Here is a 26,457-nt window from a genome sequence, read left to right on the forward strand (position 1 = left end):
CCCGTCAACTCCTTCGTCAGCGCCGTTCTCGCGATGGCCATCACGACACCCCCAGCTCGCGGTCGATGAAGTCGAACAGCTCGTCCGGCGTCGCCGACTCGATCCGCTCGGTGACCGTCCCGTCCCCGGCGCCGTCCTCGGCGTTGACGGCGGCGAGCAGCGCGTGGAGCCGCTCGGCGATCCGCGCCCGGGCGCTGCGGTCGGGCGCGGCCCGGGTCAGCGTGGCCTCGAGCCGGTCCAGGTCGCCGAAGACCGGGTTGTCGACCGCCACGGCACCGTCGAGGACGAGGGCCCGCACGAACTCGGCCAGCAGGACGCAGTTGGGGTAGTCGAACACGACGGTCGCCGGCAGCCGGACCCCGGCCGCGGCGATCAGCCGGTTGCGCAGCTCGACCCCGGTGAGGGAGTCGAAGCCGAAGTCGCGGAAGGGCCGGTCGACCTCGATCGCCTCGGGCGAGGCGTGGCCCAGGACCGCGGCGGCGTGCCCGCGCACCAGGTCGACGACGGCCTGCTCCTGCTCGGCGGGGGCGAGGCCGGCGAGCCGGGCACCGAGCGCCGGGCCGCCGGCGGCGTCCCCGGCCGGGTCGGCGAGGGCCTGCCGGGCCTGCGGGGCGATCCGGCCGAGCAGCGGGCAGGGGCGCACGGCGACGAGGCCGGGCACGAACCGCTCCCAGTCGATGTCGGCGACCACCGTGACGGCCTCGCCGCGGCCGAGGCTCTGGCGCAGCGCGGCCAGTGCCCGCTCGGCCGGCAGTCCGGTGACGCCGCTGCGCTTGCGGCGCTCCTCGACCACGGCGTCGCCCGCGGCCATGCCGTCGACGGCCCACGGGCCCCAGGCGACGGCGGTCGCGGGCAGGCCGCGGCGGTGCCGGCGCTCGGCGAGCGCGTCGAGGAAGGCGTTGGCCGCGGCGTAGCTGCCCTGGCCGGCGCTGCCGATCTCGGCGGCCATCGCGGAGAACAGGACGAACGCGCTGAGGTCGTGGTCGCGGGTGAGCTCGTCGAGGTTGAGCGCGCCGACGGTCTTGGGCCGCAGGACGGCGCTCACGCGTTCGGCGGTGAGCCGGTCGAGGACCCCGTCGTCGAGGACGCCGGCCGCGTGGAAGACGGCGGTGAGGGGAAGGTCGGCCGGGACGGCGGCGAGGACGGCGGCGAGCGCGTCACGGTCGGCGACGTCGGCCGCGGCGATGGTGACCCGCGCGCCGAGGGCGTCCAGGCGTTCGGCGAGGGCGGCCGCGCCGGGCGCGTCGGGTCCGCGGCGGCTGAGCAGCAGCAGGTGTTCGGCGCCGCGTTCGGCGAGCCAGGCGGCCAGCTCGGCGCCGAGCGCGCCGGTGCCGCCGGTGACCAGGACGGTGCCGCGGAACTCGGGCTCCGCGTCGGCGTCGGGCTCGACGGCCGCGGCCCGCACGAGCCGCCGGCCGAGCAGCCCGCCGCCGTCGATGGTGAGCTGGTCCTCGCCGTGCGCGCCGGTGAGCGCGGCCCACACCAGGTCCCAGCCGCGATCGTCCGGCGTGGACGGCAGGTCGATCAGGCCGCCCCAGCGCTCGGGGTGCTCGAGGGCGACGACCCTTCCGAGGCCCCAGATCGCGGCCTGCTCCGGGTCGGTCTCGGCGCCGCGGGTGAGGCACCACAGGGGGGCCGCGACGCCGGCCGCGCCGAGGGTCTGCACGAGCGCGAGGGTCGTGGTGAGCGAGTCCGCCACGTGCAGGACCCCGTCGAACACCACGTCGGCCGGGATGTCCGCGCCGGGGCTGAGCACGTGCGTCCGCGCGCCGCGGCGCTCGAGCTGCTCGGCCAGGCCGTCGTCCGGGCCGGCCGCGACGATCAGCCAGGTCGAGGGGCCGGTGGTCGGCTCCGGGCGCGGGATCGGGTCCCAGGCGATGCGGTACGCGAGGCCGTCGGTCACGGCGCGGGCCTCCCGGCGGCGGCGCCAGTCGGCGAGGGCGGCGAGGTCCTCGCGCTCGACGGCGGCCCAGAAGTCGGCGTCGAGGCCGTCGGCCGCGGCCGGCTGCTGCGGGGCCGGGGTGGGCCAGAAGCGTTGCTGCTGGAAGGCGTACGTCGGCAGGTCCACGCTCGCCGTGTGCGGCAGGACGGTGTCGAAGGTGACGGGGTGCCCGAGCGTCCAGGCCTTCGCGAGGTTCGTGAGCAGCCGGGTCGGCTGGTCGGCGTCGCGGCGCAGCGTGTCCAGCACGTGGGCGTCGTCGACGATCTGCGTGAGCGCCATCGTCAGCACCGGATGGGCGGAGACCTCGACGAACGTCCGGTGCCCGGACCCGAGCGCGGTGCGCACCGCCGACTCGAACTCGACCCGCTGGCGCAGGTTGTCCATCCAGTACTCGGCCGACATCGTCGCCCCGGCCACGGTCGAGATCATGGGCGTGTGCCCGGGCTGGATCGTGATCCCGGCCAGATCCGCGAGCACCTGGTCACGAACCTGTTCCACGCTCGGGTGGTGCGAGGCGTAGTCGACGGGAATCAGCCGGGCACCCTCGACCCGGTCCACCAGACGCTGCACCGCGTCCGGCGGCCCGGCCACCACCAGCGTCCGCGGGCCGTTCACCGCCGCGACCACCACATCGTCCGGCACCTCGTCCACCGTCAGCGGGACGGAAGCCATCGTGCCCGTGCCCTTGAGCGCCTTCAACGCCCTCGCCCGCACCGCCACCACCCGGGCCGCATCATCCAGCGACAGAATCCCGGCAACGTGCGCGGCGACGATCTCGCCCTGCGAGTGACCGATCACCGCATGCGGCCTCACACCCGCGTGCAGCCACACCCGCGACAGCGCCACGCCAACCGCGAACAGCACCGGCTGCACAACCTCGACCCGATCCAGCCAACCCGAGTCATCACCCGTCAACAGCCCCGCGATATCCACATCCAGCCACGGCGCCAACGCCAGCTGACACTCCAGAATCGCATCCGCGAACACCGGGCACGACGAGAACAACCCCGCCGCCATACCCGCCGACTGACTCCCCTGACCCGGGAACACCCACACCATCCGCCCGCCGTCGCCGGAGGCGACGGTCAGCTCGTCCAGCCCGGCGAGGAGCGCTTCGGTGCTCCGGCCCACGGCGGCCGCCCGGTGCTCGAAGGCCGAACGCGTCGATGCGAGGGACCAGGCGATCCGGTCGGCGGGGAGCCCGGGGTTGGCGCGGACGAACCGGGCCAGCCGTGCGGCCTGGGCGCGCGCCGCGGCCGCGGTCCGGCCCGACACCGGCCAGATCACGGCGCCGGTCACGATCCCGTCGGTCTGCGGTGTTTCGGCGGCCGGCTCCTCGGGCATGGCCAGGATGACGTGGGCGTTGGTGCCGCTGATGCCGAACGACGACACCCCGGCCCGGCGCGGGCGATCGGTCGCCGGCCACGGCCGGGCCTCCGTCGCCAGCTCGACCGCGCCGGCCGTCCAGTCGACGTGCGGGGTCGGGGCGTCGACGTGCAAGGTTGCCGGTACGACACCCGCCTGCATGGCGAGCACCATCTTGATGACGCCCGCGACGCCCGCGGCGGCCTGGGTGTGGCCGATGTTCGACTTCACCGAGCCGAGCAGCACCGGGGTGTCGCGGTCCTGGCCGTACGTGGCCAGGAGGGCCTGGGCCTCGATCGGGTCGCCCAGCGTGGTGCCGGTGCCGTGGGCCTCGATGACGTCCACATCGGACGGCACGAGCCCCGCGTCGGCGAGCGCCTGGCGGATCACCCGCTGCTGCGACGGCCCGTTCGGGGCCGTGAGTCCGTTGGAGGCGCCGTCCTGGTTGACCGCGCTGCCGGCGACGAGCGCGAGGACGTGGTGGCCGAGGCGGCGCGCGTCGGAGAGGCGCTCGACAAGGAGGAGGCCGACGCCCTCGCCCCAGCCGGTGCCGTCGGCGGAGGCCGCGAACGCCCGGCACAGCCCGTCGGGCGACAGGCCGCGCTGGCGGGAGAACTCCACGAGCAGGCCCGGCGTCGCCATGATGGTCACGCCACCCGCGAGGGCCAGGTCACACTCGCCCCGTCGCAGGGACTGCACCGCGAGGTGCAGGGCCACCAGCGACGATGAGCACGCTGTGTCCACGGACACGGCCGGTCCCTCCAACCCCAACGCGTACGCCACCCGCCCGGACACCACCGACGCTGCATTGCCCGTGCCCGCAAAACCACCCGTGTCGTCCACGGCTCCCATGAGCAGAGCCCCGTAATCCTGGCCGTTGGTCCCCACAAAGACCCCAACCGGCGATCCGCGCAACCCCTGAGGATCCATTCCGGCCCGCTCGATCGCCTCCCATGCGGACTCGAGGAGAAGCCGCTGCTGGGGGTCCATGGCGAGGGCCTCGCGGGGGCTGATGCCGAAGAACCCGGCGTCGAACTCGCCGGCGTCGTAGACGAATGCGCCGGAGCGCACGTAGGAGGTGCCGGCGCGGCCCGGGTCGGGGTCGTAGAGGCCGTCGATGTCCCAGCCGCGGTCGGTGGGGAGGGTGGAGACGGCGTCGCGGCCGGCCGCGAGCATCCGCCAGAACTCCTCGGGGGTGTCGCTGCCGCCGGGGAAGCGGCAGCTCATCGCGACGATCGCGATCGGCTCCTCGGAGCCGTCGGAGACCCCGGTGGGCCGGGCCGCGGTCGCGGTGGCGCCGCCGAGCTCCTCGTCGAGGTGGCGGGCCAGGGCCGTCGGGGTCGGGTAGTCGAAGACGAGGGTGACGGGCAGCCGCAGGCCGGTCGCGGTGGCGAGCCGGTTGCGCAGGTCGACGGCGGTGACGGAGTCGAAGCCGAGGTCGCGGAAGGCGTGTCCGGGCACCACGTCGTCGGGGGCCGGGTAGTTGAGCACAGCGGCGGCCTGGGCCCGGACCAGGGCGAGCAGGGTGGCGTGGCGCTCGGCGGCGGCGAGGCCGGCGAGGCGGGTGCCGAGCGGGGAGCCGGCGGCCGTCTCGGTGGCGGTGGCGGGGGTCTCGGCGCGGAGCCGCTGGACGTCGGGGACCTCGGCGATGAGCGGGCTGGGGCGGGTCGCGGTGAAGGCGACGAGGTACCGCTCCCAGGAGATGTTCGCGATGGTCAGGAACGCCTCGTCGTGGTCGAGGGCCTGCTGGAGGGCGGCCACGGCCAGCTCGGGGGCCATCCCGGGGGCGCCGTGGCGGTCGAGGGTCCGGCCGAACTCGCCGGCGGCCATCCCGCCACCGCCCCACGCGCCCCAGGCGATCGAGGTCGCGGCCAGCCCGGCCGCCCGGCGGTGCTGGGCGAGGGCGTTGAGGAAGGCGTTGCCGGGCGCGTAGTTGGCGACCCCGGAGGCCCCGGCGGTGCCGGCCAGGGACGAGAAGAGGATGAACGCGGACAGGTCCCGGTCCCGGGTCAGCTCGTGCAGGTTGAGCGCGGCCATGGCCTTCGCGGCCAGCGCGCGGTCGAGCTGGTCGACGGTGAGCGAGTTGATCACGGAGTCGTCCAGCACCGCGGCGGTGTGCACGACGGTGGTCAGCGGGTGCTCGGCGGGGATGGCGGCGATGACGGCGGCGAGCGCGTCGCGGTCGGTGGCGTCGCAGGCGGCGATGGTGACGAGGGCGCCGAGCGCGGTCAGCTCGGCCTCCAGCCCGTCGACGTCGACGGCGTCACGGCCGCGGCGGCTGACGAGCACGAGGTGCTCGGCCCCGTTGTGGGCGAGCCAGCGGGCCATGTGCCGGCCGAGGGCGCCGGTGCCGCCGGTGACCAGCGCGGTGCCGGTCGGCCGCCAGGTCCGGGCCGGGGCGGCGCCGGCGAGCGGGGCGCGCAGGAGCCGGCGGCCGAGCACGCCGGCGGGGCGGATCGCGGTCTGGTCCTCGCCGGTGTCGCCGGCCAGCAGGGCGCAGAGCCGCCGGCCGGTCTGGCCGTCGAAGGTCTCGGGGAGGTCGACGAGGCCGCCCCAGCGCTCGGGGTGCTCCAGCGCCGCGACCCGGCCGAAGCCCCAGACGATCGACTGCAGCGGGTGCGGCAGGAGGTCGGTCTCGCCGGTGCGGACGGCGCCGCGGGTGGCGCACCACAGCGGCGCGCGGAGCCCGGCGTCGCCGAGGGCCTGGACGAGGGCGACGGTCGCGGCGAACCCGCCGGGCACCGCGGCGTGGCCGGCGTGCGGGCGCTCGTCGAGGGCGAGCAGGGACAGGATGCCCGCGATCGGCTCGCCGCCGGTGGCGTCGGACACGAGGGCGGCCAGGGCGTCGCGGCCGGTCTGGTCGGGCCGGATCAGCATCGGCAGGGCCTCGGCGCCGGCGAGCTCCAGGGCGTCGACGCACTCGGCGGCGGTGTCCATCGCGACGCCGGCCGGGGTGAGGATCAGCCAGACGCCGTCGAGGGTGCTCGCGGACGGCAGCGGGATCGGGCGCCAGGCGTCGCGGTACCGCCACGAGTCGATCTCGGCCCCGCTGCGCTGCTCGCGCCGCCAGGACGACAGCGCCGGCACCAGGACGTCGAGCGAGGAGCGGGTGTGCTCGCCGAGCTGGGCGACGAGCTCCCCGACGTCGGCGCGCTCGACGGCGGCCCAGAACGGGTCGTCGGCCGGGCTCGCCGCCGCGTCGGCACCGGGCTGTGCGGACGGCCAGTAGTGCTTGCGCTGGAACGGGTACGTGGGCAGGTCGACGCGGCGCGGGTCGAGCCCGGCGAACGCGGGCCGCCAGTCGACACGAGCCCCGCCGGCGTGGGCCTCGGCGAGCGAGGTGAGGAACCGGTCGAGGCCGCCGGTGTCGCGGCGCAGGGTGCCGAGCACCGCGGCGGGCGGGGCCGAGGAGTCGGCGGCCCGGACGTCGTCGACGGTCTGCTGCACGGCCAGGGTGAGCACCGGGTGCGGGCTCACCTCGGCGAACACGCCGAAGCCCTCGGCGAGCAGGCCGCGGACGGCGTCCTCGAAGCGGACGGTCCGGCGCAGGTTGCGGAACCAGTAGGCGGCGTCGAGGGTCGTCGTGTCGGTCCAGCCGGGCTCGACGGTGGAGTAGAAGGGGATCTCGGACGGGCGCGGCTCGACCCCGGCCAGCCGCTCGGCGAGCCGGGCCTCGATCCGGTCGACCTGGGCCGAGTGCGACGCGTAGTCCACGGCGATGCGGCGGACCCGGACGCCGCGGGCCTCGTAGGCGGCGACGAGCTCGTCGAGCGCGGCGGTGGCGCCGGAGACGACGACGGACGCGGGGCCGTTGACGGCGGCGAGCGCGACCTCGCCGGGCCAGCCGGCGATCGTCGCCTCCGCCTCGGCGGCCGGGGTGGCGACGGAGACCATGCCGCCGAGGCCGGCGAGCTCGAGAATGGTACGGCTGCGCAGCGCGACGATCCGGGCGGCGTCCTCGAGGCCGAGCGCGCCCGCGACGCAGGCGGCGGCGATCTCGCCCTGGGAGTGCCCGACGACGGCGGCGGGCTCGACGCCGTAGGAGCGCCACAGGGCGGCGAGGGAGACGCCGACGGAGAACAGGACCGGCTGGACGACGTCGACCCGCTCCAGCGGCGGGGCGCCCTCGACGCCGTGGATGACGTCGAGCAGGGACCAGTCGATGTGCGGGGCGAGGGCGGCGGCGCACTCGTGCAGCCGCTCGGCGAAGACCGGCGCGGTCGCGAGGAGCTCGGCGGCCATCCCGGCCCACTGCGCGCCCTGGCCGGGGAAGACGAAGGCGACCTTGGCCGGCCCGGCCACGCCGCGCACGGCGTTCGCGGTCTGCTCGCCGGCGGCCACGGCCCGCAGCGCGGCGACGTGCTCGGCGGCGGTCCGCCCGAGGGTGACGGCCCGGTGCTCGTGCGTGGCCCGGGTGGTGACGAGAGAGCTGCCGATGTCGGCCGGGTCGCCGGTCTCGGCCAGGTCCGCCAGCGCCGCGGCGGCGGCTCGCAGCGCCTCGTCGGTCTTGGCGCTGACGACCCACGGCAGCGTCGTCGCCTCGCCGCCGGGCCTCGGCGTCGCCGGCCGGTCGGGCGCCTGCTCGAGGATCGTGTGCACGTTGGTGCCGCTGATCCCGAACGACGACACCGCGGCGCGGCGGGGCCGGTCGACGGCGGGCCAGTCGCGGCGCTCGGTGAGCAGCTCGACCGCGCCGGCGGTCCAGTCGATGTGGGTGGACGGGCGGTCGACGTGCAGGGTCGGCGGCAGCACGCCGTGGCGCAGCGCCATCACCATCTTGATGACCCCGGCGACGCCCGCGGCGGCCTGGGTGTGGCCGATGTTGGACTTGATGGAGCCGAGCCACAGCGGGCGGTCCCGGTCCTGGCCGTAGGTCGCCAGCAGCGCCTGGGCCTCGATCGGGTCGCCGAGCGTGGTGCCGGTGCCGTGGCCCTCGACGGCGTCGATGTCGCCGGTGGTGAGCGCGGCGTTGGCGAGGGCCTGGCGGATGACCCGCTGCTGGGCGGGGCCGTTCGGGGCGGTGAGCCCGTTGCTGGCGCCGTCCTGGTTGACGGCGCTGCCCCGCACGACGGCGAGGATCGGGTTGCCGTCGCGGCGGGCGTCGCTGAGGCGCTGCAGCACCAGGACGCCGGCGCCCTCGCCCCAGCCGGTGCCGTCGGCGGCGTCGGCGAAGGCCTTGCAGCGGCCGTCGGCGGCGAGGCCGTTCTGGCGGGCGAAGCCGATGAAGATGCCCGGGGTCGCCATGACGGTGACGCCGCCGGCGAGGGCCAGGTCGCACTCGCCCTGCCGCAGGGCCTGGGCGGCCAGGTGCAGCGCGACGAGCGAGGACGAGCACGCCGTGTCGACGGTGACAGCCGGGCCGTGCAGGCCGAGGGTGTAGGCGACCCGGCCGGAGATGACGCTGGCGCTGCTGCCGGTGGACAGGAAGTTCTCGTCGGCGCCGCCGGTGGCCATGAGCAGCGAGCCGTAGTCCTGCCCGTTGGTGCCGACGAAGACGCCGGTGGAGCTGCCGCGCAGGGCGTCCGGGTTGAGGCCGGCCCGCTCGATCGCCTCCCAGCACGTCTCCAGCAGCAGCCGCTGCTGCGGGTCCATGGCGAGCGCCTCGCGCGGGCTGATGCCGAAGAAGGCCGCGTCGAACTCGCCCGCGCCGGCGACGAAGCCACCGTCGTTGGCGACGTTCCAGCCCCGGTCCGCGGGCACCGGCCCGAGCGCGTCGACGCCGTTGACGACGAGGTCCCAGAGCTGCTCGGGCGAGGCGACCCCGCCGGGCAGCCGGCAGCCGATGGACACGATCGCGATCGGCTCGTCGGTGGCGGCGCCGGCCGCGGCGGGCCGGTCGATCGCGGCGGTCCCGGCAGCGGTCCCAGCGGAGAGCTGGTGCAGGTGACCGGCGAGCTCCGCGACGGTCGGGTAGTCGAAGACGACGGTGGACGACAGCGCGAGGGCGGTCGCCTGGGTGAGCCGGTTGCGCAGGTCGAGCGCGGTCAGCGAGTCGAAGCCGAGGTCCTTGAAGGGCCGGTCGGGCAGCCGGTGCCGCTCGGGGTAGCCGAGGACGTCGGCGGCCTGGGCGGCGACGAGGTCGGTGAGCTGGGCGAGGGAGCGCCCGGCGGGGACGGTGCCGGCGGTGATGTGCGGGGCCGGCTCAGGGTGGACGCCGGGCAGGTCGTGCAGGAGCGGCTGCGGGCGCTGGGCCGCGAGGGAGCGGGCGAGCCGGGGCCAGTCGGCGTCGACGACGGCGAGGGCCGGGTGCGGGCCGTTGACGCGGGCGAGGGCGCGGACGGCCTCGGCGGGCGGGAGCGGCTTGAGGCCGCCGCGGGCGAGCCGGGCGGCGGTAGCGGCGTCGGCGGCCATGCCGGCCTCGGCCCAGGCGCCCCAGTCCAGGGCGGTGCCGGGCAGGCCCCGGTCGCGGCGCCAGGCGGCGAACGCGTCGGCGTAGGCGTTGCCGGCGGCGTAGTTGCCCTGCCCGGCGCTGCCCCACACGCCGGCGACGGAGGAGAAGAGCACGAACGCGGACAGGTCACGGCCGGCGGTCAGGTCGTGCAGATGACGTACGGCCTCCACCTTGACGGCCAGCACGCGCTGCATCCGGTCCGCGTCGAGCCCGTCGAGGACCCCGTCGTCGAGGACGCCCGCGGTGTGCACGACCGCGTCGAGGTCCTCGATGCCGTCGAGCACCGCGGCGAGCGCGTCCCGGTCGGTGCAGTCGGCGGCGACGATGTCGACGGCCCCGAGCCGCCGCAGCTCGTCCGCGCCCGGGGCGGCGGGCCCCTGCCGGGACAGCAGCACCACGCGGGTCGCGCCGTGCTCGAGGGCCCAGCGCGTGACGTGTGCGCCCAGTGCGCCGGTACCGCCGGTGACGAGCACGGTCCCCTTCGGCGCCCAGGCGTCGGCCGGTGCCGCGGTGCGCACGAGCCGCCGCCCGTGGATGCCGGAGCGGCGCAGCGCGACCTGGTCCTCGGACGCCCCGGCGAGCACGGCCGGGAGGTGCCGCAGCGCCAGGTCGGCGCCGGGCGCTCCGGCGGCCGGCAGGTCGATGAGCCCGCCCCACCGGTCCGGCCGCTCGACGCCGGCGACCCGGCCGAGCCCCCACGCGAGGCTCGACAGCGGCTCGCTGATCCGCTCGCCGGCCCCGACGCTGACGGCGCCGCGGGTGACGCACCAGACGGGCGCGGTGCTGCGCTGGACGGTGTCGAGCAGCAGGGCGACGCCGGCGGAGACGCCCGGGTGCCCGGCGAGCACGGTGTCGTGCTCGGGCACGACGACGATGACCCCGGCCGCCCCGTCGAGTTCCTCCCCCGCGGTGGCGACGGTGGCGCCGGCGGTCTCCAGGATGCCGGCGATGTCGGCGGTACCCCCACTCGCCGACAACACCACCCAGCGCCCGGTGAGCCGGGCGTCCGCGGCGGGCGTCGGCAGCGGCTCCCACCGCACCCGGTGGCACCAGCCGTCGAGGGCGCTCTCCCGGGCCCGGCTGCGCCGCCACGCCGACAGCACCGGCACGAGCGCGTCGAGCGAGCCGCGCACCCCCTCCCCCGCGCCGAGCCGCTCGACGAGGTCGGTGACGTCCTCGCGCTCGACGGCGGCCCAGAACTCGGCGTCGGCCCCGAAGACCGGCAGCGCGCCGGGCTCGGGCCAGTAGCGGGTCCGCTGGAACGGGTAGGTGGGCAGGTCCAGGTGCGTGCCGGCGGTGTCGGCAACGCCGGCAACGGCCGGCCAGTCGATGTCGACGCCGGAGACGAACAGCTCGGCGACGGCCCGCAGCAGCGACTCCCGCTCGTCCCGGCCGCGGCGCAGCGTCCCGGCCACCACGGCGTCGCCGGCGGGCAGGTGCGGCACGAGCACCGTGTCGGGGCCGACCTCGAGGAACGTGTTGATGCCCCGGTTGCGCAGCGTCGTGACGTCGTCGGCGAACCGGACGGTCTCGCGCACGTGCCGCACGAAGTACTCGGCGTCGAACGCGGCGATCAGCTCGCCGGTGACGTTGGAGACGATCGGGATCTTCGGCGGGTGGAACGTGACGCCGTCGAGGACCGCGCGGAACTCGGCGAGCATCGGGTCCATCAGCGCCGAGTGGAACGCGTGGGAGGTCCGGAGTTTCCGGGTGCGGTGCGGGGTCCGCAGGGCGTCGATCGCCTCGGCCGGGCCCGACAGCACGATCGCGTCCGGCCCGTTGACGGCCGCGACCGCGACGCCCTCGGGCAGGTCCTCGACCGCGCCCGCCACCGCGAGCATCGAGCCGCCGGACGGCAGCGCCTGCATGAGCCGGGCGCGGGCGGACACGATCGCGCAGGCGTCCTCGAGCGACCACACGCCGGCGACGTAGGCCGCGACCAGCTCGCCGATCGAGTGGCCGCCGACGACCTCGGGCTTGAGGCCCCAGGCGCGCAGCTGCTCGTACAGCGCCACCTCGATGGCGAACAGCGCCGGCTGCGTGATCTCCGTTTCGTCGATCCGCTCGTCCGGCAGGTCGCCGAAGTGGGCGCGCACCTCGTCGTAGACGCGGGTGAAGACCGGATGCACGCCGTACAGCTGCGCACCCATGCCGGCGCGCTGCGCACCCTGGCCCGAGAAGAGCACCGCGACCCGGCGGCCGGGCGCGGCGACCCCGGCCACGGCGCCGGAGAGGTCGGAAGGATGCTCCGTGATCGCGACGGCCCGGTGCTCCAGGACCGACCGCGCCGCGATCGACGCGCGGCTGACCTCCGCGGCGGTGACCTCGGGGTGGGCCTCGACCCAGCGGGTCCACCGCCCGGTCAGGGCCTCCAGCGCGGCGGCGCTGCGGGCCGACAGCAGGACCGGCACCGGCCCGGCCGGCGGGGCCGGCCGGTCCGTGGCTTCGGTCTCGGGGGCCTGCTCGAGGATCGTGTGCGCGTTGGTGCCACTGACGCCGAAGGACGACACGGCGGCCCGGCGCGGGCGGTCCGTCGCGGGCCAGGGCCGGGCCTCGGTGAGCAGGGACACCGATCCCGCGGTCCAGTCGACGTGCGGCGTGGGATCGTCCACGTGCAGCGTCTTCGGCAGCACCCCGTGGCGCATCGCCATGACCATCTTGATGACCCCGGCAACACCCGCGGCGGCCTGCGTGTGCCCGATGTTCGACTTGATCGAGCCCAGCCACAGCGGGCGCTCGCGGTCCTGCCCGTAGGTGGCGAGGAGCGCCTGGGCCTCGATCGGGTCGCCGAGGGCGGTGCCGGTGCCGTGCGCCTCGACGGCGTCCACGTCGGCCGGAGTCAGCCCGGCGCTGGCGAGGGCCTGGCGGATGACCCGCTGCTGGGCGGGGCCGTTCGGGGCGGTGAGACCGTTCGAGGCGCCGTCCTGGTTGACCGCGCTGCCCCGCACGACCGCCAGGATCGGGTGGCCGAGCCGCTGCGCGTCGGAGAGGCGTTCGAGCAGCAGCAGGCCGACGCCCTCCGACCACGAGGTGCCGTCGGCGGCCGCGGCGAACGCCTTGCAGCGGGCGTCCTGGGCCAGGCCGCGCTGGCGGGAGAAGCCGATGAACACGTGCGGGGTCGCCATGACGGTGACGCCGCCGGCGAGGGCCAGGTCGCACTCCCGCTGCCGCAGGGCCTGCCCGGCCAGGTGCAGGGCCACGGTCGACGACGAGCACGCGGTGTCGACGGTGACGGCGGGGCCCTCGAGGCCGAGGGTGTAGGCGACGCGGCCGGAGACGACGCTGGCCGCGTTGCCGGTGAGCAGGTGACCCTGGGCGCTCTCGCTCTGGGCGAGCACGCCGTCGTACCCCTGCGACGACGCGCCCACGAAGACGCCGGTCCGGCTGCCGCGCAGGGCCGCGGGGCTGAGCCCGGCCCGCTCGAAGGCCTCCCAGGACGTCTCCAGCAGGAGCCGCTGCTGCGGGTCCATGGCGAGCGCCTCGCGCGGGCTGATGCCGAAGAACTCGGCGTCGAAGTCGCCGGCGCCGTAGAGGAAGCCGCCCTCGCGGACGTAGCTCGTGCCGGGCTTGTCGGGGTCGGGGTCGAAGAGCGCGTCGAGGTCCCAGCCGCGGTTGCCGGGGAACTCGGCGATGCCGTCGGCGCCGTCGGCGACGAGCCGCCAGAGGTCCTCGGGGCCGGCCACGCCGCCCGGGTACCGGCACGTCATCGCGACGATCGCCAGCGGCTCGCTGTCGCGGTCCTCCAGCTCGCGCACCCGTCGCCGGCTGCGGCGCAGCTCCGCGGTGGTGCGCTTGAGGTACTCGACGTATTTCTCGTCCTCGACGGCGCCGGTCATTGTGTCTCCAGTTCGCGGTCGATCAGGTCGAAGATGTTCTCGGCGGTGGCCCGGTCGAGGTCGTCGTCGTCCTCGGCGCCGGGGTCGCGGCGGTCGGTGAGCCGCGACAGCAGCGCGCCGAGCCGCTCGGTGACGGCGGTGAACCCGTCGTCCGCCGGGTCGAGGCCGGCAAGGAGCGCCTCGAGCCGGTCGAGCTGGTCCGTGGCCCGCTGCCCCGCGGTCGGGGCGGCGGTGACGAGCTGGGCCAGGAGGTGCCCGGCGAGGACGTTCGGGGTGGGGTGGTCGAACACGACGGTCGCGGCGAGCCGCAGGCCGGTCGCGGCGCCGAGCCGGTTGCGCAGCTCGACCGCGGTGAGCGAGTCGAAGCCGAGCTCCCGGAAGGCGCGACCGGGGTCGATGCCGGCCGGGTCGGGGTGGCCGAGCACGACGGCGACGTGGGAGCAGACGAGCGCGAGCACGGCCGGGCCGCGCTGGTCGTCGGGCATTGCCTCGAGCCTCGTCCGCAGCCCGTCCGCCGCCTGCTGTGCCCCGCCCGCGGCGACCGTGCGCCGGGCCGGGCGGAACAGCCCCGACAGCAGCGGCGGCACGGGGCCCGATCCGGGCTTGGCGGCGAGCCGGGTCGGCACGAGCAGCGGCCGGCCGGAGCGCAGCGCGCGGTCGAAGAGGTCCAGGGCCTCGGCGGTGGCCAGGGCGTCGACGCCGGCCCGGGCGAGCCGGCGCACGTCCCCGGCGGCCAGGTGCCCGGTCATGCCGCTGGCCTGCTCCCAGCGGCCCCAGGCGAGCGACGTCGCCGGGTCGCCGTGGGCGCGGCGGTCGTGGGCGAGGGCGTCGAGATAGGTGTTGGCGGCGGCGTAGTTGCCCTGGCCGGGGCCGCCGAGCACGCCCGCGGCGGCGGAGAAGAGCACGAAGGCGGCCAGGTCCGTCCCGCGCGTGGCGTGGTGCAGGTGACGGGCGGGGTCGGCCTTGGCGCGCAGTACCGCCGAAATGCGTTCGGTCGTGAGCGACTCGATCACCGCGTCGTCGAGGACGCCGGTCGCCACGATCACGGCGGTCAGCGGGGCGGCGGGGTCGACGCCGGAGACCAGGTCGTCCACGGCGTCGGCGTCGGTCAGGTCGGCGGCGGCCACGGTCACCTCGCAGCCGGCCGCCTTCAGCTCCGCGGCCAGGTCGACGGCGCCGTCGGCGTCGAGGCCGCGGCGGCTGGCCAGCAGCAGCCGGCGGGCGCCGTGCCGCCGGACGAGGTGCCGGGCGAGCAGCGCGCCGAGGGTGCCGGTGCCGCCGGCGATGAGGATGGTGCCGTCGGGGTCGATCGGGCGCGGGATGGTGACGGCGATCTTGCCGATCTGGCGCGCCTGGCTGAGGAAGCGGAACGCCTCCGGGGCCTGGCGGACGTCCCAGGCGCGCACCGGCAGGGGCCGCAGCACGCCCCGCGCGAAGAGGTCCATGAGCTCGGTGAGCATCGCGCCGATGCGGTCGTAGCCGGCCTCGATGAGGTCGAAGGCGCGGTACCGCACCCCCGGATGCTCACGCTCGACGTCCTCCGGCGGCCGCTTGTCGGTCTTGCCGAGCTCCACGAACCGCCCGCCCTCGGCGAGCAGCCGCAGCGACGCGTCGACGAACCCGCCGGTCAGCCCGTTGAGGACGACGTCGACGCCGCGGCCGCCGGTCTGCTCGCGGAAGGCGTCCTCGAAGTCCAGGGTCCGCGACGACGCCAGCGTGATCCCGGCCGTGCGCAGCGCCGGCCACTTGCCGGGGCTGGCGGTGCCGAAGAGGTTCGCGCCGAGGTGCCTGCCGAGTTGTACGGCCGCGAGCCCGACCCCACCGGCGGCGGAGTGGATGAGCACGGACTCGCCCGGCCGCACGTTCGCGACGTCGACGAGACCGTAGTAGGCGGTGAGGAACGCGACCGGGACGGTGGCGGCCTCGGTGTAGGACCAGCCGGCCGGCTTGTGCGCGAGGAGCCGGGCCTCGGTGACGGCGGTCGAGGCGAACGAGCCGGAGAAGATGCCCAGCACCGCGTCGCCGGGCGCGAACCCGGTGACCTCGGCGCCGACCTCGGCGACGACACCGGCACCCTCGTTGCCCAGGACGTGCTGGTCGGGCACCATGCCGAGGGTCAGCACGACGTCGCGCAGGTTCACGCCGGAGGCTCGCAGCTCGACCCGGACCTGGGTCGGGCCGAGCGGGGCGGCGGCCTCCAGTGCGGGCCGGACGACGAGGCTGTCGAGGCTGTGCTGCTCGCCGACGTCGAGCCGCCACGGCAGCGCGTTGGTCTCCGGCAGCACGACGGTGCCGTGGCGCCCGGCCCGGGCGAGCCGCGGGACGAGGAGCGTGCCGCGGCGGACGGCGAGCTGCGGCTCGTCCCCGCTCAGGCGGTCCTCGGCGGAGCCGTCGGTGTCGAGCAGGACGAACCGGCCGGGGTGCTCGGACTGGGCCGAGCGGACCAGGCCCCACACGGGCGCGGCGGCCAGGTCCGGCACCGCCTCCGCGCTGTCGACCGCGATCGCGCCGCTGGTGCGCAGGACCAGCCGGGCGGCGTCGAGGGCCGGCTCGGCGAGCCAGGCCTGCAGCAGCGCGGCGGTCTCGGCGGTGGTGCGCAGCGGGTCGGTCCCGGTGATGTCGGCGATGACGGCGTCGGGCGCGGGTTCGCCGGCCGCGATGGCGGCGACGAGCTCGGGCAGGGGGCGGCGGTCGACGGTGTGCTCGGTGGCGGTGGTTTCGATCCAGTCGATCTGGTACATCGAGTCACCGCCCGCCTCCGCGGCCGCCCCGGCGGCGGGCCGGAACGCGAGCGAGGCCACGGCGGCGACGGGCTCGCCGTGCTGGTCGTCGACGGTCACGCGGACCGCGTCGTCGCCCGCCGGGGCGAGGCGCACCCGCAGCCGGGTGGCGCCCTGCGCGTGGAGGTCGACGCCGGCCCAGGCGAACGGCATGTAGGCCCGGCCCTCGGCCTCGCCGAAGAAGCCGCCGAACGCGGTGGCCTGCAGGGCGGCGTCGAGCAGGGCCGGGTGGATCCCGAACCGTTCGGTGTCGGCGTCCGGCTCGGGCAGCGCGACCTCGGCGAGCAGTTCGTCGCCGAGGCGCCAGACGCGCTCGAGGCCGCGGAAGGCCGGGCCGTAGTCGAGGCCCCGTTCGGCCATCGCCGCGTACCACTCGGCGGGCTGGAACGGGATCGGCTCGGCCCCGGCGGGCGGCCAGGCCCCGGTCGCGCCGCCCGGGATCGTCCGCGCGGCGGGCGCGACGAGGCCGTCGGCGTGCCGGGTCCAGGGGGCGTCGAGGGAGGCATCGAGGGGGCCGTCGGGCTGGGAGTGGATGGTGACCGGCCGGAGCCCCGACTCGTCGGGGGCGCCGACGCGCACCTGGACCCGGACCGCGCCGGTCTCCGGGAGGGCGACGGGCGCGGCGAGGGTCAGTTCGGCCACACGGTCCGCGGCGAGTTGCTCGCCCGCCCGGAGCACCAGGTCGAGCAGTGCGGTGCCGGGGACGATGACCGTGCCGCCGACGCGGTGGTCGGCGAGCCACGGCTGGGTGGTCACGCCGAGCCGCTCGGTGACGACCAGGCCGTCCTCGTCGGCGAGTCGCACGGCCCCGAGCCCGTCGGAGGCGGTGTGCTGCCGCACGGGGGTGCTGGGCCAGAACCGTTGCCGCTGGAAGGGGTACGTGGGCAGGTCCACGGTGGATGTCCGGCCCAGCACCCGGTTCCACGCGACGGGGTGCCCGAGGACCCAGGCCTTCGCGAGGTTCGTGAGCAGCCGGGTCGGCTGGTCGGCGTCGCGGCGCACGGTGTCGAGCACGTGGGCGTCGTCGACGATCTGCGCGAGCGCCATGGTGAGCACCGGATGGGCGGAGATCTCGACAAAGGTCCGGTGCCCGGACTCCAGCGCACTGCGCACGGCGGGCTCGAACTCGACCCGCTGGCGCAGGTTGTCCATCCAGTACTCGGCCGACATCGTCGCCCCGGCCACCGTCGAGATCATCGGCGTGTGCCCGGCCTGGACCGTGATCCCCTCCAGATCCGCGAGCACCTGGTCACGGACCCGCTCCACGCTCGGGTGGTGCGAGGCGTAGTCGACGGAGATGACCTTCGCGCCCTCGACCCCGGCCACCAGGTCCTGGACCGCCTCGGTCGGCCCGGCCACGACGACCGTCCGGGGGCCGTTGACGGCCGCGACGACCACGCCCTCGGGCAGCAGCGGCGTGACCTCGTCCACGGAGAGCGGGACCGACGCCATCGTGCCCGTGCCCTTGAGCGCCTTCAACGCCCTCGCCCGCACCGCGACCACGCGGGCGGCGTCGTCCAGCGACAGGATCCCGGCCACGTGCGCGGCAACAATCTCGCCCTGCGAGTGACCGATCACCGCATGCGGCCTCACACCCGCGTGCAGCCACACCCGCGACAGCGCCACGCCAACCGCGAACAGCACCGGCTGCACAACCTCGACCCGATCCAGCCAACCCGAGTCATCACCCGTCAACAGCCCCGCGATATCCACATCCAGCCACGGCGCCAACGCCAGCTGACACTCCAGAATCGCATCCGCGAACACCGGGCACGACGAGAACAACCCCGCCGCCATACCCGCCGACTGACTCCCCTGACCCGGGAACACCCACACCATCCGCCCGCCGTCGGCCGTGCCGGTGATCTCGGCGGGGGCCAGGAGCTCATCGGCGGTCCGGCCCACGGCGGCCGCACGGTGCTCGAACACCGCCCGGGTCGTCGCGAGGGACCACGCGATCCGCTCCGGGGACGCGGTGTGGGCGACGGCCGCGAGCCGGGACGCCTGCTCGGCCACCGCCGCGGCCGTCCGGCCCGAGATCGGCCAGGCCACCGGCCCGATGACCAGGCCGCTCGTCTCGGGGATCTCGCCGGGCGCCTCGTCGGGCAGGGCCAGGATGACGTGGGCGTTGGTGCCGCTGATGCCGAACGACGACACGCCGGCCCGCCGCCGGCCGGTGGACGGCCACGGCCGGGCCTCGGTCGCCAGCTCCACCTTGCCGGCCGACCAGTCCACGTGCGGGGTCGGGGCGTCGACGTGCAGGGTTGCCGGTACGACACCCTCCCGCATCGCCAGGACCATCTTGATGATCCCCGCGACGCCCGCGGCGGCCTGGGTGTGGCCGATGTTCGACTTGATCGAGCCCAGCAGCAGCGGCTCGCCACGGTCCTGACCGTAGGTCGCCAGCAGCGCCTGCGCCTCGATCGGATCGCCAAGGGTCGTACCCGTGCCGTGCGCCTCGACCACGTCCACATCGGACGGTACGAGCCCCGCGTCGGCCAGGGCCTGGCGGATCACCCGCTGCTGCGACGGCCCGTTCGGGGCGGTGAGTCCGTTCGAGGCGCCGTCCTGGTTCACGGCCGAGCCGGCGACGATCGCGAGAATCGGGTGGCCGTTGCGGCGGGCGTCGGCCAGGCGCTCGACGAGCAGGACGCCGACGCCCTCGCTCCAGCCGGTGCCGTCCGCCGCGGCCGCGAACGCCTTGCAGCGGCCGTCCTCGGACAGGCCGCGCTGCCGCGAGAACTCCACGAGCAGGCCCGGCGTCGCCATGATGGTCACGCCACCCGCGAGGGCCAGGTCACACTCGCCGCGCCGCAGGGACTGGACGGCCAGGTGCAGCGCCACCAGCGACGAGGAACACGCCGTATCCACGGACACCGCCGGCCCCTCCAACCCCAACGCGTACGCCACCCGCCCGGACACCACCGACGCTGCATTGCCCGTGCCCGCAAAACCACCCGTGTCGTCCACGGCTCCCATGAGCAGAGCCCCGTAATCCTGGCCGTTGGTCCCCACAAAGACCCCAACCGGCGATCCGCGCAACCCCTGAGGATCCACCCCGGCCCGCTCCACCGCCTCCCACGACGCCTCCAGCAGCAGGCGCTGCTGGGGGTCCATCGCCAGGGCCTCGCGGGGGCTGATGCCGAAGAACCCGGCGTCGAAGGCGGCCGCGCCGTCGAGGAACCCGCCCGCGGTGGCGTAGAAGGTCCCGGGGCGCTCGGGATCCGGATCGTAGAGCCGGCCGAGGTCCCAGCCGCGGTCGGCCGGGAAGTCGGACATGACGTCGACGCCGCCGTCGACCACGCGCCAGAGGTCCTCGGGGCTCGTCACGCCGCCCGGGTACCGGCAGCTCATCGCGACGATGGCGATCTCCTCGCCGAGCCCGTCGGCCGGGCCGGTGACCACCGCGGGCCCCTGCGCCTCGCCGGGCAGGAGCACGGTGAGGAGGTGCTCGGCGAGCGCGCGCGGCGTCGGGTAGTCGAACACGAGCGTGGTCGCCAGCCGCAGGCCGACGGCGGCGGACAGACGGTTGCGCAGCTCGACGGCGGTGAGCGAGTCGAAGCCGCAGTCGCGGAACGTGCCCGTCTCGGGCAGGTCGGCGGCGTCGGCGTGGCCGAGGACCGCGGCCGCCAGGTCCCGCACGAGCGCGGTGAGCACGTCGAGGCGGGCGGCGGGGTCGAGGCCGGTCAGCTCGGCGCGCAGCGAGACGGCCTCGTCGGCGAGGTCGGCGCCGATCGGGTCGCCGGCGTCCATCGCGCGGGCGGCCTCCGCGACGCCGCGCAGCAGCGGCCGGGGGCGGGTGGCGGCGAACGTCGGGGCGAAGCGGCGCCAGTCGACGTCGGCGATGGTGACGCAGGCGTCGCCGTGCTCGACCGCCTGGCGCAGCGCGGCGATGGCGAGGGCCGGGTCGAGGGCGGGCACGCCGCGGCGGCGCAGCTGCTCCTCGGTGGTGTCGCCGCCGGAGCCGGACTCGCCGGCCATGCCGCCGGCCGCCCACGGGCCCCAGGCGATCGCGGTGCCCGGCTTCCCGGCGCGGCGCCGCTGCTCGACGAGGGCGTCGAGGTGGGCGTTGGCGGCGGCGTACGCGGACTGCCCGGCGCTGCCCCAGGTGCCGGCGATGGACGAGTACACGATGAAGGCGTCGAGCTCGCGTTCGGCGAAGACGCGGGCGAGGTTGGTGGCGCCGTCGGCCTTGCCCGCGGCCACGGCGGCGAACTCGTCCGCGGTGACGTCGGCGAGCGGCGTGGTCTGCGAGCGGCCGGCGGTGTGGACGACGGCGGTGATGCGGTCGCCGCCGGCCTCGACGCCCTCGACGAGCGCGGCGAGCGCGGCGGCGTCGGCGACGTCGACGGCGGCGACGGTGACGCGCACGCCGAGGTCGCGCAGCTGGGCCGCGTACTGCTCGGCGCCGGGCGTGTCCAGGCCGCGCCGGCCGAGCAGGACCAGGTGGGCGGCGCCCTCGGCGGCGAGCCAGCGGCCGACGTGCCGGCCCAGGGCCCCGAGGCCGCCGGTGACGAGGACGGTCCCGGACGGGGTCCACGGCCGGGCCGCGGGGTTCCCGCCGATCTCGGCGCGGACGAGGCGGCGCACGAAGATTCCGGCGGTGCGGATCGCGAGCTGGTCCTCGTCGGAGGTGCCGGCCAGGACGGCGCGGAGCTTCGCCCAGGTGTCCGCGTCCGCCGCGGGCGGCAGGTCGATCAGGCCGCCCCAGCGCTGCGGCGCCTCCAGGCCCACGACCCGCCCGAGGCCCCAGGTGGCGGCCTGTGCCGGGTCGATGTCGCGGTCGTACGGCCCGGCCGCCACCGCGCCCCGGGTGACGAACCAGAGCCTCGCCTCGCCGGGTGTCTGGCTCAGCGCGAGGTTGGCGAGCAGCCCGCCCTCACGGTCGAACGCGAGCAGCGACACGATGCCCCGGACCGGCTCGCCGTCCGCGGCCGCGTCGACGGAGGGCACGATCTCGACGTCGGCTCCCCCGTCGCGCAGGGCGGCGGCGACCTCGGCACCATCAGTGCCGGGCGGGACGACCACGAGCCAACGGCCGGCGAGATCGGTCGCGGCCGGGTTCGCGATCGGCGTCCAGCTGATCTTGTACCGCCACGAGTCGATCAGCGACCGGTCGCGCTGCCGCCGCCGCCACGAGGAGAGCAGCGGCACGACCACGCGCAGCGACTCCTCGGCGGCGTCGTCGGCGTGCAGGGTCGCGGCGAGACCGGCGAGCTCCTCGCGCTCGACGGCGGACCAGAAGCGGGCGTCCGCGGCGCCGGGCTGGTCGGCGGGCTCGGCGGTGCCGGGCTCGGGCCAGTACCGCTGCTCCTGGAACGGGTACGTGGGCAGGTCGACGGCCCGCCCGGCGCCCCCGAGCACCGCGGCCCAGTCGACGTCGACGCCGGCCACGAACAGCCCGGCCAAGGCCCGCAGCAGCGACTCCCGCTCGTCCCGGTCGCGCCGCAGCGTCCCGACCACCACGGCGTCATCGGCGGGCAGGTGCGGCACGAGCACCGAGTCGGGCCCGACTTCGAGGAAGGTGTCGACCCCCTCGGCGCGCATGGCGGCCACGTTGTCGGCGAACAGGACGGTGCCGCGCACATGCCGCACCCAGTAGTCAGCGTCGAACTCGGCGATGAGCCCGCCGGTGACGTTGGAGACGATGGGAATCTGCGGCGGGTTGAAGGTGACGCCTTCCAGAACCGCGCGGAACTCGGCCAGCATCGGCTCCATCAACGCCGAGTGGAACGCATGCGAAACCCGCAACCGACTGGTCCGCACCCCAGGGAACTCGGGCAGCAGCTCGGCCGGACCCGACAACACCCACGAGTTCGGCCCGTTGATCGCCGCCACCGACACGCCCTCGGGCACGTCCTCGACCGGAGCACCGACCGCCAGCATCCCCCCGCCGGCCGGGAGAGCCTGCATCAACCGTGCCCGGGCCGCGACCACCTTGCACGCGTCCTCCAGCGACCACACCCCGGCCACATACGCGGCGACCAGCTCGCCGATCGAGTGCCCGCCGACGACCGCCGGGTTGAGGCCCCACGCCTTCAACTGCTCGTAAAGGGCCACCTCGATCGCGAACAACGCCGGCTGCGTGACCTCCGTCTCGTCGATCCGCTCATCCGGCAGCTCACCGAAGTGCGCACACACCTCGGCATAGACCCGGTTGAACACCGGGAAGTCCAGGCCGGCGCCCATGCCGGCCCGCTGGGCGCCCTGGCCCGAGAACAGCACCCCGACCCGGCGATCGGCGGACGCCAGCCCCACCACGCCGCCGGACAGGTCGGCCAGGCGCTCGACCAGCTCCTCGCGGCGCCCGGCCAGGACCACGGCCCGGTGCTCGAGCACCGACCGCGACGCGATCGACGCCCAGGCGACATCGCCGGGCTCGGCCTCGGGGTGCGCCGCCAGCCACCGCGACCAGCTTCCCGCGACCGCGGTGAGCGCGGCGGCGCTGCGGCCCGAGACGAGCACGGGCACCGGCCCGCCGGCCGGGCGCGCGTCGGCCGCCGGCTCCGAGTCGGCCTGCGGGTCGGGCTGTTCGAGGATGACGTGGGTGTTGGTGCCGCTCATGCCGAACGACGACACCGCGGCCCGGCGCGGGCGGTCCACGGCCGGCCAGGGCCGCGCCTCGGTCAGCAGCGAGACCGCCCCGGCCGCCCAGTCGACGTGCGGGGTCGGCTCGTCCACGTGCAGGGTCTTCGGCAGCACGCCGTGGCGCATCGCCATGACCATCTTGATGACCCCGGCGACGCCCGCGGCGGCCTGGCTGTGGCCGATGTTCGACTTGATGGAGCCGAGCCACAGCGGCGCGTCGGCGGGGCGCTCCTGGCCGTAGGTGGCCAGCAGCGCCTGGGCCTCGATCGGGTCGCCGAGGGTGGTGCCGGTGCCGTGGGCCTCGACGGCGTCGACCTCGTCCGGGGTGAGCCGGGCGGTGGCGAGGGCCTGGCGGATGACCCGCTGCTGCGACGGGCCGTTCGGGGCCGTGAGCCCGTTGCTGGCGCCGTCCTGGTTCACCGCCGAGCCGCGGATGACGCCGAGGACCCGGTGGCCGAGCCGGCGGGCGTCGGCGAGGCGTTCCAGGACGAGCACGCCTACGCCCTCGGACCAGCCGGTGCCGTCGGCGGCGGCGGCGAAGGACTTGCAGCGGCCGTCGGCGGCGAGGCCGCGCTGGTAGGAGAACTCGACGAACGCGCCCGGGGTGGCCATCACGGTCGCGCCGCCGGCCAGGGCGAGGGTGCATTCGCGCTCGCGCAGGGCCTGGCAGGCCAGGTGGATGGCGACGGTGGACGAGGAGCAGGCGGTGTCGACGGTCACGGCGGGGCCTTCGAGGCCGAACGCGTACGCCAGGCGGCCGGAGACGACGCTGGCCGCGGTGCCGGTGAGCAGGTAGCCCTCGACGCCGGCCGCCGCCTGTTGCAGCAGCGCGGTGTAGTCCTGCCCGGAGGTGCCGATGAAGACGCCGGAGCGGCTGCCGCGCAGCGACAGCGGCGCGATCCCGGAGCGTTCGAGGGCCTCCCAGGCGACCTCGAGCAGCAGCCGCTGCTGCGGGTCCATCGCCGTCGCCTCGCGCGGGGAGACGCCGAACAGCGCCGCGTCGAACCCGCCGGGCGCGTCGAGGAAGCCGCCGAGCGGGGCGTAGCCGGCGTCGAGGCCGTACCCGGTGCCATGGCTGAGCCGCGCGTCCCAGCCGCGGTCGGCGGGGAAGCCGGAGATGGCGTCCCGGCCGGTGGCGACGAGCTCCCAGAGGTCCTCGGGGCTGGTCACGCCGCCCGGGTACCGGCAGCCCATGCCGACGATCGCGACGGGGTCCAGCTCGGGCTCGGAGAGGTCCCGCAGCCGCTGGCGGGTCTGCTGCAGCTCGGCGATGACCCGCGCCAGGTACTCGCGGAGCTTCTCCTCATCCGCCATCAGTCTGCCCTTCTTTCAGCGTCGGTCCGGCGGTCCGGTCAGGACAGGCCGAGCGCGTTGTCCACGAGGTCGAACAGTTCCTCGTTGCTGGCGACCCGGAGGGTGTCGACGGCCTCGGTGCCGCCGTCGGCGGGCTCGGCCGCGGTGAGCCGCTGCAGCAGGCTCTGCAGGCGCAGGGTGACCCGCATCCGGCCGAGGTCGTCCTGCGGGCGGCGGCTGAGCATGTCCTCGAGGCCGTCGAGCTCCTCGGTCGTCGGCAGCGCCTCGTCGCCGCCGGCGTCGCCGAGCTCGGCGCGCAGGTGCTCGGCGAGGGCGAGCGGCGTCGGGTAGTCGAAGACGATCGTGGTGGCCAGCCGCAGCCCGGTGGCGGCGGCGAGCCGGGCACGCAGCTCGACGGCGGTGAGGGAGTCGAAGCCGACCTCGCGGAACGGGCGGCTGCGCTCGAGCTCGTCGGCGCGCTCGTGGCCGAGGACCCCGGCGGCCGCGGTGAGCACCAGGTCGACGAGGAGCCGGGCGCGGTCGGGCTCGGCCAGGCCGTCGAGGCGGCGGCGCAGGTCGGCGCCCGCGTGCTCGTCGGCGCCGTCGGGGCCATCGCTGTCCGCGGGGCCGTCGGCGGCCTCGGGGATCAGGCTCAGCAGCGGCCGCGGGCGGGCCGAGGCGTAGATGGGGGCGAAGCGCGGCCAGTCGACGTCGGCCACCACGAGCGTGGGGTCGTCGTGGGCGAGGGCGTCGTGGAGTACCGAAACCGCCGCCCCGGGATCGAGGAGCCGGACGCCCCGGCGGGCCATCTCGGCTCCGGTCGGCTCGTCGATCATCCCGCCGCCGCCCCACGGGCCCCAGGCGACGGAGACGGCGGGGATGCCCTCGGCGCGCAGGCGCTCGGCCCAGGCGTCGAGGAACGCGTTGCCGGCCGCGTAGGCGCCGTGTTGACCGACGCCCCACACGCCCGCGACGGAGGTGAAGTAGACGACGGCCTCGAGGTGGTCGCGGTCGATGAGCTCGTGGAGGTTGCGGGCGCCGGCGAGCTTCGCCGCGGTCACCTCGGCCAGCTCGCCGACGGGCACGTCCGCGACCGGGGTGAGCCGGGCGACGCCGGCGGCGTGGACGATCGTCGTGATGGTCTCGCCGTCGCGGCGCAGCCGGTCCGCGAGCGCGGCGACGGCGGCGCGGTCGGTCACGTCGCAGGCGAGGACGCGGACCGTGGCTCCGGCGGCGGCGAGGCGTTCGGTGAGCTCGGCGGTGCCGGGCGCGTCGGGGCCCTGGCGGCTGACGAGGATGAGGCGTTCGGCGCCGTTGCCGGTGAGCCAGCGCGCGGTGTGGGCGGCGAGGCTGCCGCTGGCGCCGGTGATGAGGGTGGCGCCGGTCGGGCGGTACGGGCGGGTCGCCTCGGTCGCCTTGCTCGCCTCGGCGCGGATCAGCCGTCGCGTGTGGACGGTGCCGGGCCGGATCGCGGTGTGCTCGCGGTCCGTGGTGAGCGTGTGGGCGAGCTGCGCGACGGCGGCCGGGGTGAGCTCGGCGGGCAGGTCGACGAGGCCGCGGTACAGGTGCGGCCGCTCCAGCGCCGCGACGTGCCCGAGTCCCCAGGTGGCCGCCTGGTCGGCGTCCGGCGGCAGGTCTTCGGGGCCGGTCGTGACCGCCTGGCGGGTGCAGAGCCAGACGGCGACGGGCTGCCGGAGGAGTTCCAGGTTGGCCGCGAGGCCGGCGGGGAGGTGCGGGTGGTCCGCGTGCGGCGACGTGTCCAGGGCGAGCAGCGAGACGACGGCGGTCGGCTGGAAGTCGCCGAGCGCGGCTGCGAGGTCGGTCGTGGTCTCGACCACTGCGCCGTGCTCTTGCAGGCCCTTGGCGATCTGCTCGGCCGTGTCGGTGGTGGCCGCGGTGTGCACGAGCAGCCAGCGGTGCCCGGTGGCGTCGGCGTGGGCGGCCGGTTGCTCCGCCGGCCAGGTGATCCGGTAGCGCCACGCCCGCGTCTGCTCCGTGTTCCGCAGCCGGGTGAGCGCGGGCAGCACCTCCCGGAGGGGCTGGTCGGCGTCGAGGCCCTGCAGCAGGTTCCAGAGCCCGTCGTCGGCGCCGGTCGACGGCTTGATGGTCGGCCAGTAGCGGCGGCGCTGGAACGGGTAGGTCGGCAGTTCGGCAAGGCGCCCGCCGGGCTTGAGGATCCGCTCCCACGGGATTGCGACGCCGTGCGCGTGCAGCCGCCCAAGTGCCTCGGCGATGGTCGACCCGGCCCGCATGACCGGGACG

3 protein-coding genes are annotated in these 26,457 nt (G+C 76.1%); all 3 read right to left on the bottom strand.

Going from position 1 to position 26,457, the window contains the following annotated elements; all coding sequences use genetic code 11:
* Window positions 1-40: 40 nt before the first annotated feature.
* From AC6JBM_RS18135 to AC6JBM_RS18145, 3 genes are read right to left on the bottom strand one after another with little or no spacing between them, the layout of a single operon-like run.
* Window positions 41-13,534 carry a type I polyketide synthase gene (locus AC6JBM_RS18135; RefSeq protein ID WP_497984759.1) on the bottom strand — a complete coding sequence of 4,498 codons (13,494 nt, stop codon included), beginning with the start codon at window positions 13,532-13,534 and terminating at the stop codon, window positions 41-43.
* A complete protein-coding gene (locus tag AC6JBM_RS18140; RefSeq protein WP_497984760.1) occupies window positions 13,531-24,216 on the bottom strand; it encodes a type I polyketide synthase in 10,686 nt (3,561 codons plus the stop codon). The genes AC6JBM_RS18135 and AC6JBM_RS18140 overlap by 4 nt, the downstream gene beginning before the upstream one ends.
* Before the next feature lie 38 nt (window positions 24,217-24,254).
* Window positions 24,255-26,447 (bottom strand): beta-ketoacyl reductase, encoded by a 2,193-nt coding sequence (locus AC6JBM_RS18145; RefSeq protein WP_497986485.1) that lies wholly within the window; start codon window positions 26,445-26,447, stop codon window positions 24,255-24,257.
* Window positions 26,448-26,457: the final 10 nt, after the last annotated feature.

The organism is Dactylosporangium thailandense, from assembly GCF_059739745.1.